The organism is Paraburkholderia sp. J12, from assembly GCF_905220215.1.
GTDB lineage: Bacteria > Pseudomonadota > Gammaproteobacteria > Burkholderiales > Burkholderiaceae > Paraburkholderia.
This window is the reverse complement of the sequence record NZ_CAJMZC010000013.1, coordinates 1-16,793: the sequence shown is the minus strand read 5'-3', so window position 1 is coordinate 16,793 and position 16,793 is coordinate 1. Positions and strand designations below refer to the sequence as shown.

At 65.7% G+C, this 16,793-nt stretch carries 13 protein-coding genes and 1 pseudogene; all 14 read right to left on the bottom strand.

The genetic code is table 11. The annotated features are described in order from the left end of the window. Positions 1–55: 55 nt before the first annotated feature. On the bottom strand, positions 56–655 hold the full coding sequence (locus tag U5760_RS24150) for a TetR/AcrR family transcriptional regulator (protein WP_322014831.1): 600 nt from the start codon (positions 653–655) through the stop codon (positions 56–58). A gap of 242 nt (positions 656–897) precedes the next feature. Continuing rightward, a pseudogene (locus tag U5760_RS24145) lies at positions 898–2,214 on the bottom strand (phospholipase D-like domain-containing protein); the annotation flags it as partial. Between the two features lie 107 nt (positions 2,215–2,321). Then, positions 2,322–2,798 carry a dihydroneopterin triphosphate diphosphatase gene (gene nudB / locus U5760_RS24140; protein WP_322014830.1) on the bottom strand — a complete coding sequence of 159 codons (477 nt, stop codon included), beginning with the start codon at positions 2,796–2,798 and terminating at the stop codon, positions 2,322–2,324. Between the two features lie 204 nt (positions 2,799–3,002). After that, on the bottom strand, positions 3,003–4,808 hold the full coding sequence (gene aspS / locus U5760_RS24135; protein WP_322014829.1) for an aspartate--tRNA ligase: 1,806 nt from the start codon (positions 4,806–4,808) through the stop codon (positions 3,003–3,005). Between the two features lie 72 nt (positions 4,809–4,880). Then, positions 4,881–5,510 carry a DUF502 domain-containing protein gene (locus U5760_RS24130; protein WP_322014828.1) on the bottom strand — a complete coding sequence of 210 codons (630 nt, stop codon included), beginning with the start codon at positions 5,508–5,510 and terminating at the stop codon, positions 4,881–4,883. Between the two features lie 77 nt (positions 5,511–5,587). Next, on the bottom strand, positions 5,588–5,953 hold the full coding sequence (locus U5760_RS24125) for an FmdB family zinc ribbon protein (RefSeq protein WP_322014827.1): 366 nt from the start codon (positions 5,951–5,953) through the stop codon (positions 5,588–5,590). 151 nt (positions 5,954–6,104) lie between these two features. Continuing rightward, positions 6,105–6,752, bottom strand: coding sequence for a methyltransferase domain-containing protein (locus U5760_RS24120; RefSeq protein WP_322014826.1), 648 nt, complete (start codon positions 6,750–6,752; stop codon positions 6,105–6,107). 64 nt (positions 6,753–6,816) lie between these two features. Beyond that, positions 6,817–8,394 carry a ubiquinone biosynthesis regulatory protein kinase UbiB gene (gene ubiB, locus U5760_RS24115; protein WP_322014825.1) on the bottom strand — a complete coding sequence of 526 codons (1,578 nt, stop codon included), beginning with the start codon at positions 8,392–8,394 and terminating at the stop codon, positions 6,817–6,819. A 3-nt stretch (positions 8,395–8,397) separates the two neighbouring features. Continuing rightward, entirely contained in the window at positions 8,398–9,045 is a 648-nt protein-coding gene (locus U5760_RS24110) for an SCP2 domain-containing protein (protein WP_322014824.1), read from the bottom strand. 150 nt (positions 9,046–9,195) lie between these two features. Beyond that, a complete protein-coding gene (locus tag U5760_RS24105; RefSeq protein WP_322014823.1) occupies positions 9,196–10,224 on the bottom strand; it encodes a Tim44-like domain-containing protein in 1,029 nt (342 codons plus the stop codon). 36 nt (positions 10,225–10,260) lie between these two features. Continuing rightward, positions 10,261–10,992 carry a bifunctional demethylmenaquinone methyltransferase/2-methoxy-6-polyprenyl-1,4-benzoquinol methylase UbiE gene (gene ubiE / locus U5760_RS24100; protein ID WP_322014822.1) on the bottom strand — a complete coding sequence of 244 codons (732 nt, stop codon included), beginning with the start codon at positions 10,990–10,992 and terminating at the stop codon, positions 10,261–10,263. Positions 10,993–11,083: 91 nt separating this feature from the next. After that, on the bottom strand, positions 11,084–11,497 hold the full coding sequence (locus tag U5760_RS24095; RefSeq protein WP_322014821.1) for a DUF971 domain-containing protein: 414 nt from the start codon (positions 11,495–11,497) through the stop codon (positions 11,084–11,086). Between the two features lie 93 nt (positions 11,498–11,590). Continuing rightward, a complete protein-coding gene (locus tag U5760_RS24090) occupies positions 11,591–12,022 on the bottom strand; it encodes an HIT family protein (protein ID WP_322014820.1) in 432 nt (143 codons plus the stop codon). 63 nt (positions 12,023–12,085) lie between these two features. Continuing rightward, positions 12,086–16,129: an FAD/FMN-binding oxidoreductase gene (locus tag U5760_RS24085; protein WP_322014819.1), complete on the bottom strand. Its 4,044-nt coding sequence runs from the start codon at positions 16,127–16,129 to the stop codon at positions 12,086–12,088. Positions 16,130–16,793 lie beyond the last annotated feature (664 nt).

Here is a 16,793-nt window from a genome sequence, read left to right as displayed (position 1 = left end):
AGATTTGAGCGTCGCCGCCCTGCTGCCGCCGCGGCGCATCCCGCGCCGTCAGCCGCTAGCGGCTTTCGCTCTGATACGAAACAATCAGTTTTTCGAGCGCGGCCCACGCATGATCGACGGCATCCGGCAGGTGCAGGAAGCGGCCGTCATGATGCAGACCGAGCGTTACGCTATAGAGTTCGAACAACATCAGCTGCGGATCGGTGTCGCGGCGCAGATGCCCTTCGTCGATCGCCTGCGAAATCGCGCGCAACAGCGCCGCACGCCACATCGTGACACTCGCCACCAGCCGCTCGCGCACCTGGCTGTCGGCACGATCGTCGTATTCGACCGCGCCGCTGATGTAGATGCAGCCGGTCGTGACTTCGTGAATCCGTTTTTCGAACCACCTCGAAAGCATCGCACGCAGACGAGGCAAACCACGCGGTTCGCGCAAGCTCGGAAAGAAGACTTCTTCCTCGAATCGGCGGTGATACTCGCTCACCACCTCGGCCTGCAGGTCCTCGCGCGATCCGAAATGCGCGAAGACCCCGCTCTTGCTCATCTGCATGCGCTCCGCGAGCAAGCCGATCGTCAGACCTTCCAGTCCGTCACGACCGGCAAGGTCGAGTGCTGCATCCAGAATCGCGGCTCGTGTCTGTTCGCCTTTTCGCATAGCTTTTTTTACCGTAACGATGGAACCCCTCAGGGGGCCGAAATGAAATCGAACGGCCGTACTATTGTTGAGGACAGCCGTCCGCGAAACAAGGACTTTATTAGAAACCGATTTCTAACCGGTTCTCTAATTCTGGAGCAATAGGCCACGCGTACAAGCGGGCTTTTCCTCAGGTTTTTTCCTCGATTGCTCCCTCGATTATTCGTGTGGCAGCCGCGTGGGCGCGGGGCGGCCCGGAAAGCCTAATCGTAGCCGCCCACGGTGAGCAGCTTCATGACCGCACGGTAGCCCGCATAGGCCATCCAGTTCAAGGCCCGCTCGAGCACCGGGCGTGCCTCGTAGCGCGCGCGGTCGATCTGGGTGGCATCGCCGAACGCGCTCAGGATGGCCTCGCGCAGCTCGAGAATCTGCGGATGCCGCACCATCAGCACGTTCGCCTCGTTGTTGAGCACGAGGCTCAGCGCATCGAGATTGGAGGAGCCAACCGTGCCCCAGCGCGAATCCACCACCGCCACCTTGCCGTGCAACATGGTTTTTTCGTATTCGGCAATCTGCACGCCGGCGGAAAGCAGCGCGTGGTAGAGGAAAGGCACGCCGTAATCGAGGACCTTGAACTCCTTTCGTCCGATCAATAGTCGCACCGAAATGCCGCGCCCCGCCGCCTCCACTAGCGCACGGCGCAGCCGCCGCCCCGGCATGAAATACGGATTGGCGAGCAGGACTTCCTCGCGGGCTTCGCCGATGGCGTCGAGGTAGGCCTTCTCGATCGCGCGGCGATTCACGACATTGTCACGCGCGACGAACGCCACGCAGGGCACACGGGCAGTGCGCGGGTCGCGCACGCTCGCGCGCAGCCTTGCGCGCAGGCGCTCGATAAGGCGCGTGGCGCGCCCCGCCGGCACGATGGGCACGAGCTCGCGCAGCGCTTCGTCGATGGCCTGCACGGGACGGCCGGTGCCGTGGCCCGTAGGATGCGGCGCCATGAAGCCGGCGCTCGCGGGCACGCCGAGAAAGCGCGGCACGGCCGAAGCGTGCGTGAGCGGCGGCCGGTGGCCCAGGCGAATGCGGTGCCACTGAAGCTCGATCGCCTCGCGCACGTCCACCACCACGGGGCCGGCCAGCTCCACGGCAAAATCCCAGCGCGGGAACGGCAGCGTGCGGCCGTCCTGCTCGAGGTCGTCGATCACGTTGATGCCGCCGCAGTAGGCATATTGATCGTCGATCACGGCGAGCTTGCGGTGAGTGCGGGAGAAACCGAAGCGGCCGAAGATGTGCGGGTTATAGACGCGATGCTCGACGCCCTGCGCACGCCAGACGTCGAAGAGCGCGATGTGCGGACTGCCGATGCCGTCGGTGATTACGCGCACGCGCACGCCGCGCGCGGCGGCGCGCACGAGCGCCCCGGACAAGGCGCGGCCGATGTCGTCGTCGCAAAAGATGTAAGTTTCGAGCGCCACATCGCTCGTAGCTGCGTCGATGCGCTCGATCATCGCGCCAAAGAGCGCCGCGCCCGAGCCGAAGAGGCGCACCGTATTGCCGCTCGTGAAGCGGTAGCGCGACCGGTAGCGGCGCCCCAGCAGCAGGTCGCGCAAACGGACGGCGCGGCGCGGATCGATCTCGGGCCTGTCGGCCTCATCGGTCCTGGCGGCCCGGTCCGGCACGTCGGTCACGTGCGCGCTCCGCGCAGGCGCTCGGGCAGTTGCAGGATCGCCTCGCGATTGGACGACGAAAAGCAGCGCGCGGCCGCCTCCTCATAAGGCAACCACAGATACGCGAGATGCTCGCGCGGCGAGAGCGTGACCGGCGTGCCCGACGGCACTTCGAGGCTGAACCAGTGCTCGGTGTTGCGCGTGACGCCAGGCGCGTAGCGGTGGCGCCAGACCGGGTAGATCTCGTACTCGATCCGGTGGTGCCAGTCGAGCAAAGACGCCTCGCTCACGCCGCCCGGCCCCACGGCGATACCGGTCTCCTCGCCCACTTCGCGCACCGCCGTTTCGGCGAAAGGCTCGTCGAGGCGGTCTTTCGAGCCCGTGACCGACTGCCAGAAGCCGGGGCGGTCGGCGCGTTCGATGATCAGCACGTCGAGCTGCGGCGTATGGATGACGACGAGTACGGATTCGGGAATCTTCGGCGGCTTCTGCATGGTGACGGAGCGTGGGTGGACTCTCGTGCGGCACGTGCGGCGCGGCACGCGGAACCGCTCAGGGAAATGTAACGCAAAAAGCAAAAAAGGCGCTTGATGCGCCTTTCTTGCTTCATCATCCGGCAGCGGGTTGCCCCGCCGCCTGAGTGCTCGAACTGAGCGGTCGAACTGAGCGACCGAACTGCACGCTCGAACCGCGCGACCTTACTGCGCCGCCTTCTGCTCCGGCTGGCGCAGACGGATGTGCAGTTCGCGCAGTTGACGCTCGTCCACCGGGCTCGGCGCCTGCGTGAGCAGACACTGGGCACGCTGCGTCTTCGGGAACGCGATCACGTCGCGGATCGAGTCGGCGCCGGCCATCATCGTGACGATGCGGTCGAGGCCGAAGGCAATACCGCCGTGCGGCGGCGCGCCGTACTGCAGCGCGTCGAGCAGGAAGCCGAACTTCGCGCGCGCCTCCTCCGGACCGATCTTGAGGGCGCGGAACACCTTGCTCTGCACGTCCTCCTGATAGATACGGACCGAACCGCCGCCGATTTCCCAGCCGTTCAGCACCATGTCGTAGGCCTTCGCGAGACAGCGGCCCGGGTCGGTCTCGAGGTACTCGAGGTGCTCGTCCTTCGGGCTCGTGAACGGGTGGTGCGCCGCAACGTAGCGGTTCTCTTCCTCGTCGTACTCGAACATCGGGAAGTCGATGACCCACAGCGGCTTCCAGCCGGCTTCAACGAGACCGTTGGCCTTGCCGAACTCCGAATGGCCGATTTTCAGGCGCAGCGCGCCGAGGCTGTCGTTCACCACCTTCGCGCGGTCGGCCGCGAAGAAGATGATGTCGCCGTCCTGGGCGCCCGTGCGCTCGAGGATCGCGGCGATCGAAGCGTCGTGCAGGTTCTTGACGATCGGGCTCTGCAGGCCGTCACGGCCCTTCGCACGCTCGTTGACCTTGATCCACGCGAGACCCTTCGCGCCGTAGATGCGCACGAATTCGGTGTAGCCGTCGATGTCGCCGCGCGAGAGTTCGCCGCCCTTCGGCACGCGCAGCGCCGCCACGCGGCCGTCCTTCGTGTTGGCCGGCGAGCTGAACACCTTGAAGTCGACGTCCTTCATGGCATCGGTCAGCTCGGTGAATTCGAGCTTCACGCGCAGGTCCGGCTTGTCCGAACCGAAGCGGCTCATGGCTTCCGAGTACCGCATGACCGGGAACTTCGCATCGAGTTCGACGCCGATGGTTTCCTTGAACACGTGACGCGCCATGTCTTCGAACAGGTCGCGGATTTCCTGCTCGCCGAGGAACGACGTTTCGCAGTCGATCTGCGTGAATTCGGGCTGACGGTCGGCGCGCAGGTCTTCGTCGCGGAAGCACTTGACGATCTGGTAGTAGCGATCGAAGTTCGCCACCATCAGGAGCTGCTTGAAGAGCTGCGGCGACTGCGGCAGCGCGAAGAACTGGCCGGCGTTCACGCGCGACGGCACGAGGTAGTCGCGCGCGCCTTCCGGCGTGCTCTTCGTGAGCATCGGCGTTTCGATGTCGATGAAGCCGAGCGCGTCGAGATACTTGCGCACGGCCATCGTCACGCGATAGCGCAGGCGCAGGTTGTGCTGCATCTGCGGACGGCGCAGGTCGAGCACGCGGTGCGTGAGGCGCGTGGTTTCCGAAAGGTTGTCGTCGTCGAGCTGGAACGGCGGCGTGACCGATGCGTTGAGCACCGTCAGCTCGTGGCACAGCACTTCGATCTTGCCGCTCGTGAGGTTGGTGTTGACCGTGCCTTCCGGACGGTTGCGCACCACGCCCTGGATCCGCACGCAGAACTCGTTGCGCACGCCTTCGGCAGTCTTGAACATGTCGGCGCGATCCGGATCGCAGACGACCTGAACCAGGCCCTCGCGATCGCGCAGGTCGATGAAGATGACGCCGCCGTGGTCGCGGCGGCGATGCACCCATCCGCACAGCGAAACAGTTTGGCCCAGCAGCTGTTCGGTCACCAGACCGCAGTATTCAGATCTCATCGACATGATGTTCGTCTTTCGTTATGCATGAATTGAACGGGCGGGCCGCGCGACAGGCAGTCGGCGCGGCAGCCGGCATTACATCGGAGGATCGATGGAGCGGCGCGCGGGCGCAGCCGGGGCGACGACGCCCATCGAAACAATATACTTGAGCGCGGCGTCGACGCTCATGTCGAGCTCGATCACCTCGCTTTTCGGCACCATCAGGAAGAAGCCCGAAGTGGGATTCGGCGTGGTGGGCACATAGACGCTCACGTGCTCTTCCTGGAGGTGGTTCACCACGTCGCCACCCGGAATGCCGGTGAGGAATGCAATCGTCCACGAACCCTTGCGCGGATATTCGATCAGGAGTGCCTTGCGGAACGCATTGCCGTTGCTCGAAAGCAGTGTATCGGAAACCTGCTGGACGCTACTGTACAGCGGGCCCACGAGCGGAATGCGCCGCACCAGCGCGTTCCACCACGACACGAGCTTCTGGCCGATGAAGTTCTGCGTGAAGAGCCCCACGACGAAGATGAACGCCAGCGTGAGCACGGCGCCGAGCCCCGGCAGCCGCTGCTTCGGCTGCCACGCGTCCGGCAGCAGCAGCAGGGTCTGATCCATCGTGCCGATGATCAGATTCAGCACCCACAACGTGATGGCGAGCGGCACCAGCACCAGCAAGCCGGTCAGGAATATGGTCTTGAGCGTCGCTTTCTTCGTCGTCATGTACACCGCCGTTGGTGCCGCGCCGGGTTGCGCGCGGCATGCTTGCGATCCGGCGGGTCAGGCCGGACCGCGGGGTCTCAGGTGGCGCCCGTGGCAGAACCCGTGCTCGTCGTCGAGCCGGTGCCCGCCGGGGTGCTCGAGGCTGCCGGCGCCGCCGCGCTTTCGCCCGCCGGCTTGCTGCTTTCCGGCGACGAAGCCGCTTCGCCCGACTCTTTCGCGCCAGATGCCGCGGCTGCGTTCGCGCCGGCGCCGCCATTATTGCCGCCGCGGAAGTCAGTGACGTACCAGCCCGAACCCTTCAGCTGGAAGCCGGCCGCGGTGACCTGCTTGCGAAACGTGTCCGCCCCGCAGCTCGGGCACTGCGTGAGGGGCGCATCGCTGATCTTCTGCAGCGCGTCTTTCGCGAAACCGCACGATTCGCAGCGATAAGCGTAGATCGGCATGATCTCTATCCTGATGAAAATCTGATAATTGCTTGCAAAGCCTTGAATTATAGCCGCAAACCGTCCCCCGCCCTGGCAATCGCCGGGCGAAGTCCGATAGCGGCCAACGTGGCTTTAGTTTGGGGCGGCTTGCCGCCGCATCAAGAGACGCTCAGCCGGCCGGCGCGGCCGCTTCGTTGCGGCGCCACGTCATCCAGCGCTCGCGCCCCTCGAAGACCGGCAGCGAGCCCTTGGCGGGCTGATCGTCGAGCAGCGTGAAGTACGGCGCGAGGAGCGCGTCGAGCTCGGCGCGCACGATCGGGAACGGCGGCCCTTTCTGCGGCTCGCCGATAAAAAAATAACCGGCGAGCAACGCGCCGGGTGCGAGCAATTGCGCGAGGCGCCGCGCGTAGCGCTCGCGCTGCGCAGGCGGCAGGGCGCACAGGAACGCGCGCTCGAAGACCCAGTCCGGCGCGAACGGCGGTTCGTACGCGTAGAAGTCGGCCTCCTCCACCACCGCCGCGTGCGGGCCGAGCGCCGCACGGGAGCTCGCGACCGCGGCAGGGGAAAAGTCGATGGCGCGCACCGTGCGGCCGCGCCCGGCGAGCCAGCCCGCCTCCCAGGCGTTGCCGCAGCCAGGAATCAGCACCGTGACCGCGGGATGGGCGGCGGCGAAAGCCTCGAACTGCGGCTGCACACCGGCCTGGTCCCACGGCGTGAAACCGCGCTCGAAACGTTCGTCCCAGAACGACGCCTGCCCCGGGTCGCGCGTGGCAAATTCGGGGGCGGCCGGTGCCGGAGGTCGATTCGATTCATTCATGCTGTGTCTCCTGAGCCATGGCGCCGGGCTGCGGCTCACGCCAGTCGGTTGCCCTCAGCCGCCCTCAACCGCCCGCAGCAAACGCGATCCACGCGCGCGCCACGACCATGCCCACGCCCACGGCGATGCCGAACACAAGCAGGCCCTGCAAGAGCCGGTTGGTGCGCCGCTGTTCGAGCAGGATCGCGCGGATCCATTCTTCGTTGGCTCCGTGCACAGGGTCCTGACGATGGAGCAGCGCCTGATGCACGAGTCGCGGCAGCTGCGGCAGCGTCTTGCTCCACTGCGGCGCCTCGATCTTGAGGCGCTCGTACCAGCCGCGCAGGCCGATCTGTTCGGTCATCCAGCGTTCGAGGTAGGGCTTGGCCGTCTTCCAGAGATCGAGCTCCGGATCGAGCGAGCGCCCGAGGCCCTCGACGTTGAGCATGGTTTTTTGCAGCAGCACGAGCTGCGGCTGGATTTCGACGTTGAAGCGCCGCGAGGTCTGAAAGAGGCGCAGCAGCACCTGTCCGAGCGAAATGTCCTTCAGCGCCCGATCGAAGTACGGCTCGCAGACGGCGCGAATCGCACTCTCCAGCTCTTCCACGCGCGTATTGGGCGGCACCCAGCCCGACTCGATGTGCAGCGTGGCGACGCGGTGATAGTCGCGCTTGAAGAACGCGAGGAAATTCTGCGCGAGGTAGTTCTTGTCGAAGTCCGAAAGCGCGCCGACGATCCCGAAGTCGAGCGCGATATAGCGCCCGAAATGCGCCGGGTCGAGGCTCACCTGGATGTTGCCGGGGTGCATGTCGGCGTGAAAGAAGCCGTCGCGGAACACCTGCGTGAAGAAGATCTCCACGCCTTCGCGCGCGAGCTTCGGAATGTCCACCCCGGCCGCGCGCAGCTTGTCCACCTGGCTGATCGGCACGCCCACCATGCGCTCCATCGTGAGCACATGGCTCGTGCTGTACTCCCAGAACATCTCGGGCACGAGCAGCAGGTCGAGGCCCGCGAAGTTGCGGCGCAACTGGCTGCCGTTGGCGGCCTCGCGCATGAGATCGAGTTCGTCGTGGAGGTATTTGTCGAATTCGGCGACCACCTCGCGCGGCTTAAGACGCTTGCCGTCCGCCCACAGGCGCTCGGCCCAGATGGCGATGTCGCGCAGGAGCGCCAGGTCGGAATCGATCACCGGGAGCATGTTCGGCCGCAGCACCTTCACGGCGACGGCCCTGCCCGCGTGCTGCCCGGAGCGCACCTTGGCGAAGTGCACCTGCGCAATCGAGGCGCTCGCCACCGGCACGCGCTCGAAATCGTCGAACAGCATATCGACCGGCGCGCCGAGCGACTTCTCGATAATCCCGATCGCCACGTTCGAATCGAACGGCGGCACCTGGTCCTGCAGGCGCGCGAGTTCGTTGGCGATATCGGCCGGCAGCAGGTCGCGCCGCGTGGAAAGCACCTGTCCGAACTTCACGAAGATGGGACCGAGGCTCTCGAGCGCGAGCCGCAACCGCACGCCGGGCGGCTGATCGAACTTGCGGCCGATCGTGGTGATGCGCAGCAACAGCCTGACACGCCGGTCATTGATCCGGCTCAACATCATTTCGTCGAGACCGAAGCGGATGACCGTAAAGAAGATCTTCAGGAAACGCAGGAAACGCATTTTTTAGAGGCCTGTGGTCGGGCGCGGGCCGCGCAGCGGCGTCACGTCGGACGTGCTGGCTGCCGTTTTTTGTTCGAGGCGCTCGATGCGCTTTTCCACGCGCGCGAGGGCGTCGCGCGCGCGGGAGAGTTCGGCGTTCAGGCCGTCCAGCTCGGCGCGCCGCACGAGTTGCGGATTCTCGTCGAGCAGATATTCCGTGACCGAGCCCAGCACGTTGCGGCCGGTGCGCCGCGCCTGTTCGCTCGCGGCACGCGCAAGCGAGGCAAGACGCGCGGCGGGCGCATCGCCGATGAGCTTCGCGAGATCCTCCTCGGGCTCCCAGCGCAGATGCTCGGCGAGCTTGCCGATGACCTGCGCGAACTCCGCGTCGCCTTCGATCTTGACGTGCTTCATCACCGCGGCCTGGCCGCCCTGCACGAACGACGACAGCGCGCCGGCCGGCAGCGAGAGCGAGACGTCCGCGTGCTGCGCATCCTGTTCCTCGACGGCCGCGAGATAGCCGTCAGGCTGCACGAGCAAGGTGAGGACGACGGGCGGACACGACAGCCGCGCCGTCTTCCCCGCGTACGGAGCGAGACGTTCGCGGGCCCACGATTCGCGGGCGAGCAGGTGATTGACGGCGGCAGCGAAGGGCTTGGCGGCGAGAGTCATCGGGCATGGAATAAGAAAACCCGCGCGGGCAAAAGCCCGCGCGGGTTCCTATTGTAGCGTTCGCGGGGTTCGGTCGCGGCCCAGCGCGGCCTGGCCGGAAGTCTCCTCGCCGGCCCGGCCCGAAAGATCGGGTGGGTCCGCGAGGCCCGCTCAGTGGTGCTCGATCTGCTGAATCCCCGCGAGCAGCCAGCCCTCGCCGCCGGTGCGCGACTTCGAGAGATTCCAGATCTCCACGAACGGCGCGGCCGCCGCGCCCTGCGTCTCGCGAATCAGGCCGGAAAAGCGCACGCTCGCGAGATACTCGTTGGCCTGCTCCGCCACGTCGAGCAGATCGGCGTTGAGCTGCACGATGTCGGTCTGGTTCTCCTCGCTGCCGCGGCTCGCGAGGTCGACGCGGATCTCGGCGAACATCTCGGGCGTGGTGAACTCGCGGATATCGTTCATGTTGCCCACATCCCAGGCGGCCTGCAGGCGCACGAAGTACACCTTCGCGTTGCGCAGGAAGACTTCTGTGTCAAAGCCCGCCGGGATCGAGAACGCCGGCGCGGCCTGCGGCGCGTTGGGCGAAGCGGCTTGCGGCGCGAGGGACGGGCTCGTGGCAGGCGCCGTGTAGCTCGGCTCCTGCGGATAGCCGCCCTGCGACAAATTGCGCATCCCGTTCAACCCGCCCGACGACGGCAGAGCGCCGCCCGCCTGAAACGCCGGCTGCATGCCGCGGCGGCGGTTCATGAACTTGCGGATCAGCCAGATCGCAGCGAACGCGATGAGCGCGATCACGATGGCGTTAGCCATTGCGCCCGCAAACGCCTCGCCGAGACCGAAGTGCGAAAGCAGCGCGGCGATGCCGAGGCCGGCCGCCAGACCGGCGATCGGGCCGAGCCAGCGGTTGCGCGCGGGCGCAGCGGCGGCAGGCGCCGGGGTGGGCGCGGCAGGCTGGGCGCGCTGCGCCTGACCCGGCTGCTGGGCGGGCGTGGGCTGGGCCGGCGGGGGCGTCGCGCTGCGTTGCGAGGCGACCGAAGACTGCTTGCCGATGCTGCGGCTGCCGCCCATGCGGCGGGCTTCGGCGTCGAACGACGCGAAGCTGCCGGCCACGAGCACGCCAACCATGGCCAGGACTCCCATACGTCTGGCCCACTGTACTGAAAGCTTACTGGAAGCATTGACGCGGGGCTCAGACATGACGATTTTTCCTTTAAAGACAGAGGTTTGGAAACACTAATACTTTGTGCCGACGTGTAAGGCTACCACGCCAGCTGACAAATTGTAATATTTGACGGCATCAAGGCCGATTTGTTCCATCATCGTCTTCAAAGTTTCCTGGTCCGGGTGCATGCGGATCGATTCGGCGAGATAACGATAGCTGTCGGCGTCCTGCGCGAAGCGGGCGCCCAGCCACGGCAGCACCTTGAACGAATAGACGTCGTACGCTTTCTTGAGCGGCTCCCAGACCTTCGAGAATTCCAGCACCAGCAGGCGGCCGCCCGGCTTGAGCACCCGGCGCATCTCGCCCAGCGCGACGTCCTTGTGGGTCATGTTGCGCAGGCCGAAGGCCACCGTCACCACGTCGAAGTAGTTGTCCGGAAAGGGAATCTTTTCGGCATCGCAGAGCAGCGCGGGCGTGACCACGCCGTGGTCGAGCAGCCGGTCGCGGCCCACGCGCAGCATCGATTCGTTGATGTCGGTATGCCAGACCTCGCCCTTTTCGCCCGCCTTCTTCGCGAACGCCATCGAGAGGTCGCCGGTTCCGCCCGCGATATCGAGCACCTTCGCGCCCGGCCGCACGTTGGCCTGGGCAATCGTGAAAGTCTTCCAGGCGCGGTGCAGCCCCCCCGACATCAGATCGTTCATGAGGTCGTAGTTGGAGGCGACCGAGTGGAACACGCCGGCCACCTTCTTCGCCTTGTCCTGTTCTTCAACGGTCTGATAGCCGAAGTGGGTTTTGCTCATCGCGCTCGTCCTTTCGCGGGGGGTCTTGTCTTGAGGATAGCTGCCGCGGCGAGGAAGCGGCGGCAGCGGGGCAGGATCGTAACAGGAAGCGTTAGTGGCAGTGCCCGTGGGCCGCAGCCGGGGGCGCCATCGGCGTGTCGCGGTCGACGCCCGCCGCCTTGAGCTTCGCGAAGTATTCCGCCCAGAGTTCGTCCTGGCGCGTGGCCAGCTCGTAGAGCTGGTCCCAGGAGTAGATGCCGGTATTGTGGCCGTCCGAAAAGGTCGGCTGCAGCGCGTAATGGCCCACGCCCTCCAGCGCCGTGATTGTCACCTCGCGCTTGCCGGTCTGCAGCGTTTCCTGCCCCGGCCCGTGGCCGCGCACTTCCGCCGAGGGCGAATACACGCGCATCAGCTCGAAGGGAACGCGGTAGCTCTCGCCGCTCGCGTACTGCAGTTCCAGCACGCGCGAAACGGCATGCACCACGATGCCGGTCGGCACCGGCGTATCGGATTTCAGTCCACTCATGATTCGTCCTCGGGCTCATGCCCGTTCAGCAAGCCGCCGGTACGGCGCCCGGCCTTCCCTGCCGTGGCCGTGGGTCATGACAGGGAAGGCCCTTCAGGCCTGCGCCTGCTCCATCTCCTGGCGCACCGCCTCGCGCAGCAGCGTGGCCTGCGCGCGGCGCTGGCCCAGCATCGCTTCGGAAACCGTGCGCTGGCGCGGCGCCCACACGGGCAGCGGGAAATGCGCGTCGTTCGTGAAGCGCGGAATGACGTGCCAGTGCACGTGCGGCACCTGGTTGCCGAGGCTCGCCAGATTCACCTTCGAAGGCTGCATGACGCGGCGCAATGCCCGCTCGACGGCATAGACGGCCCGCATCAGATGCTCGCGCTCGGGTGTGGCGAGGTCCGAGAATTCGGCGACATGGCCGTTCCAGATCACCCGGCAAAAGCCCGGGTAATCGGCTTCCGATACGGCCAGCACGACGCGCATCCGCTCGTCCTGCCACAGCACTTCGCCGCCTTCCTCACTGCAGAATACGCATCCCATCGTCGCCCCCGAGCCGCTAGCGCAGAATCACACCGCGCAATCCCATGTTACTCAGCGCCGCCATTAGACCAGCACGCGCTCGATTCCGCCATTGTTCGCCTTCTGAACATAGTCTGCCATCCAGTTGTCGCCCAGCACATGACGGGCGATTTCCACGACGATGTAGTCGGCTTCGATCCCGGCGTCCTCGTTGTAGCGCGACAGGCCCTGGAGGCACGACGGGCAGCTGGTCAGGATCTTGACGTTCTCGTCGCTGCCCACGCCGCCGGCTTCCTGCGGCGTGGCGGGCTGCACGCCATTGGCGTTGCCCACGAGCGGAATGCCGCGCAGCTTCGCCGCGCCCTTGCGAATCTCTTCTTCCTTGCGAAAGCGCACCTGGGTCGACACGTCCGGGCGCGTGACGGCCAGCGTGCCCGACTCGCCGCAGCAGCGATCGTTTTTTTCAATCTTGTAGCCGTCCTTTTCCGCGCCCATCAGTTCGTTGACTAACTTGACCGGATCGACGGTCTTGATCGGCGTGTGGCACGGGTCGTGGTACATGTAGCGCGTGCCCGTCACGCCATCGAGCTTGATGCCCTTCTCGAGCAGGAACTCGTGGATGTCGATGATGCGGCAGCCCGGGAAGATCTTCTCGAATTCATAGCCGGAAAGCTGGTCGTAGCAGGTCCCGCACGACACCACCACGGTCTTGATATCGAGGTAGTTGAGCGTGTTCGCGACGCGGTGGAACAGCACGCGATTGTCCGTGACGATCTTTTCGGCCTTGTCGAACTGGCCCGAGCCGCGCTGCGGATAACCGCAGCACAGGTAGCCCGGCGGCAGCACGGTCTGCACGCCCGCTTCCCAGAGCATGGCCTGGGTCGCCAGACCGACCTGCGAGAAAAGGCGCTCCGACCCGCAGCCCGGGAAGTAGAACACCGCCTCCGAATCCACGCTCGTGGTCTTCGGATTGCGGATGATCGGCACGATCTTGTTGTCCTCGATGTCGAGCAGCGCGCGCGCCGTCTTCTTCGGCAGGTTGCCCGGCATCTTCTTGTTCACGAAGTGGATCACCTGCTCCACCACGGCCGGCCGCCCCGTGCTCGCGGGCGGACGCGCCGTCTGCTTCTTCACGACCTTTTTCAGGAGATCGTTGCCGAGGCGCTGCGCCTTGTAGCCCACGCCCATCATCGCCTCGCGCGCGAGGTTGATGGTCTGCGGGTTCGTAGCGTTGAGGAAGAACATGCCCGCCGCGTTGCCCGCGTTGAACTTCTTCTTGCCCATCTTGCGCAGCAGATTGCGCATGTTCATCGTCACGTCGCCGAAGTCGATCTTGACCGGGCACGGCGTCACGCACTTGTGGCAGACCGTGCAGTGGTCGGCCACGTCGTTGAACTCGTCCCAGTGCTTGATCGACACGCCGCGGCGCGTCTGCTCTTCGTAGAGGAATGCCTCGACCAGCAGCGAGGTCGCGAGAATCTTGTTGCGCGGGCTGTAGAGCAGGTTCGCGCGCGGCACGTGCGTCGCGCACACGGGCTTGCACTTGCCGCAGCGCAGGCAGTCCTTCACCGATTCGGCAATCGCGCCGATATCGGACTGCTGCATGATGAGCGACTCGTAGCCCATCAGGCCGAACGACGGCGTGTAGGCGTTGCGCAGATCGGCGCCGTCGAGCAGCTTGCCCGCGTTGAAGCGGCCGTGCGGATCGACGCGCTGCTTGTAGCTGCGGAATTCGGCGATCTCTTCGTCGGTGAGGAACTCGAGCTTGGTGATGCCGATGCCGTGCTCGCCCGAGATCACGCCGTCGAGCGAGCGCGCAAGCTTCATGATGCGCGCGACCGCCGCGTGGGCGTCCTGCAGCATCTCGTAGTTGTCCGAGTTGACCGGAAGGTTCGTGTGAACGTTGCCGTCGCCCGCGTGCATGTGGAGCGCGACGAACACGCGGCCGCGCAGCACCTTCTTGTGGATCGCCTGAGCTTCGTCGAGGATCGGCTTGAACGCGCCGCCGTTGAAGATCTGGCGCAACTCCGCGCGAATCTCCTGCTTCCACGACACGCGCACCGTGCGGTCCTGCGTGATGTGGAAAACAGTCGCATCGGGCTGCACATCGACGCGGTCGGCAAACTTCTCCGCGAGCGCCTCGTAGCCCAGTTGCACGAGATAGTGCTGCGCCTCGCGCAAGGACAGATCGAGCTTCTCGCCCACGAAGGTCCAGCGCTCGCGCACACGCTTGAGCAGGTCGAGCGCCTGCTGCACGCGGTCTTCGAGCAGTTCCGCCGAGGGAATCTCGCTCGCGTCGTCGCTCTTTCCGAGCGGAAGCTTGCCGGCCTTGAAGAACGTTTCGAGCGCGTCGACGAGCTGCAGTTTGTTCTTGATCGAGAGCTCGATGTTGATGCGCTCGATGCCGTCCGTGTACTCGCCCATGCGGTTGAGCGGAATCACGACGTCTTCGTTGATCTTAAACGCGTTGGTGTGCTTCGCGATGGCGGCGGTGCGGCTGCGGTCGAGCCAGAAACGCTTGCGCGCCTCGGCGGAGACGGCCACGAAGCCTTCGCCGCTCTTGCCGTTGGCCATGCGGATGACTTCCGAGGTGGCAGTCGCCACGGCATCGGCGTCGTCGCCGACGATGTCGCCGATCAGCACCATCTTCGGAAACGCGTTGCGCTTGCTCTTGGTGGCGTAGCCCACGGCGCGCAGGTAACGCTCGTCGAGATGCTCGAGGCCGGCGAGGATCGCCCCGCCCTGCTTCGAGGTTTCGAAGAGATAGTCCTTGATTTCGACGATGCTCGGAATCGCCTCGCGCGCCTGGCCGAAGAACTCCAGGCAGACGGTGCGCGTGTGCGCCGGCATCTTGTGCAGCACCCAGCGCGCCGACGTGATGAGGCCGTCGCAGCCTTCCTTCTGCACGCCGGGCAAGCCCGCGAGGAACTTGTCGGTGACGTCCTTGCCGAGGCCTTCCTTGCGAAACCGCCTGCCCTCGATGTCGAGCCATTCGGTGCGCAGGAGCTTCTCGCCCGGCGCGTGCTCGCCGTCGAACCACTTCAGCTCGAAGCGCGCAACCGCGACGTCATGGATCTTGCCCATGTTGTGTTCGAGGCGCGTGACTTCGAGCCAGTTGCCTTCGGGGTCGACCATGCGCCACCAGGCGAGGTTGTCGAGCGCCGTGCCCCACAGCACCGCCTTCTTGCCGCCCGCGTTCATGGCGACGTTGCCGCCGATGCACGAGGCGTCGATGGAGGTGGGATCGACCGCGAACACGAAGCCCGCGGCTTCGGCAGCCTCGGTCACGCGGCGCGTGACCACGCCCGCGCCGGAGAAGATCGTGGGCACCTGACGATCGAGGCCGGGCAGATCGGTCATCTCGACCGCGCCGAGCTTTTCGAGCTTCTCGGTGTTGATGACGGCCGAGAACGGCGTAAGCGGCACCGCGCCGCCCGTGTAGCCCGTGCCGCCTCCGCGCGGAATCACGGTGAGCCCCAGTTCGAAGCAGGCCTTGACGAGACCCGCGATCTCTTCCTCGGTGTCGGGCGTCAGCACGACGAACGGATATTCCACGCGCCAGTCGGTAGCGTCGGTCACGTGCGAAACGCGCGCGAGGCCGTCGAAGCGGATGTTGTCCTTCTGCGTGCGGCGGCCGAGTTCTTTGGTCGCGCGGCGGCGCAGCTCGGCCATCTTCTCGAACTCGCCCGCAAACGAATCGATCGCGCGACGCGCCGCGGCGATCAGCGTCTCGACGCGCGCGGCGCGATCGAGGCCGGCTTCGTCGCTGTGCTCGCTCAGGTCGGCGCGGCGGCGTTTTTCGATTTCGGCGAGGCGGTGATTGAGCGCTTCGATCAGGAGCGCGCGGCGCTTCGGATTGTCGAGCAGATCGTCCTGCAGATACGGATTGCGACGCACCACCCAGATGTCGCCCAGCACCTCGTAGAGCATGCGCGCCGAGCGGCCGGTGCGGCGCTCGGCGCGCAGTTCGGCGAGCGCGGCCCAGGCTTCTTCGCCGAGCAGACGAATGACGATCTCGCGATCCGAAAAGGACGTGTAGTTATACGGAATCTCGCGCAGGCGCGGTTCGATGTCGGCGGCCACGGCGGCGGCAGCGCCGTGAGGATCGAAAACTTGAGGTGCGTTCATGGTTGGACGACTCTTTGTGTCGGTATCGTGCAGCGGCTGGCGAGCCGCCCGGCCGATACCGGCGGGGCGCGTGGGGCGCTATTCTGAAATCGTGTCCGCCGGTGGCTGGTGGCGGACAGTAAGTTGGGGAAGCCTCGCGGCGGCGGCACTCACGCCAGCGCAACCCCTGCACTCAGACTCCGCGACACGATCGTGCGTGGCGGATATGCCGCTGCGCCGCGGGGCGGGTCTCGCGCCGTGCGGGCATCAAATGGGCTGTCCGAGGTTGCCAGTGCATCTTGCGATCCTGGTTATCAAAACCGGATTTTAACGCATGATCCGTGCGAGCGCTGGGGCGGCCCGGGAACCCGGCCGCGCCGAAAGGTTAATCGGAGAGCGGCGGCAAACCGTTGTGCCGCAAGGCGCGCGGCGATGTGCGCACGCACCGGGCCGGGCAGACTGTGGCGGCTAGCATCGCGACCGGCACGTGGTAGGGGTGCGACATGATTCGCCGTCCGCAGGGTCGGGAAATGGCGTCCGGGCGCACCCGCCAGCCCCCTTGCCGTTGGCGCTATCATTGACGTTTGCCGTCCTACCCCGCTTTTTCTGGCTCATTGGCCTTCCAGGCACGCCCCGCATGGCTTCCCACGACGACTACCTCAAAAAGATCCTCACCGCCCGCGTA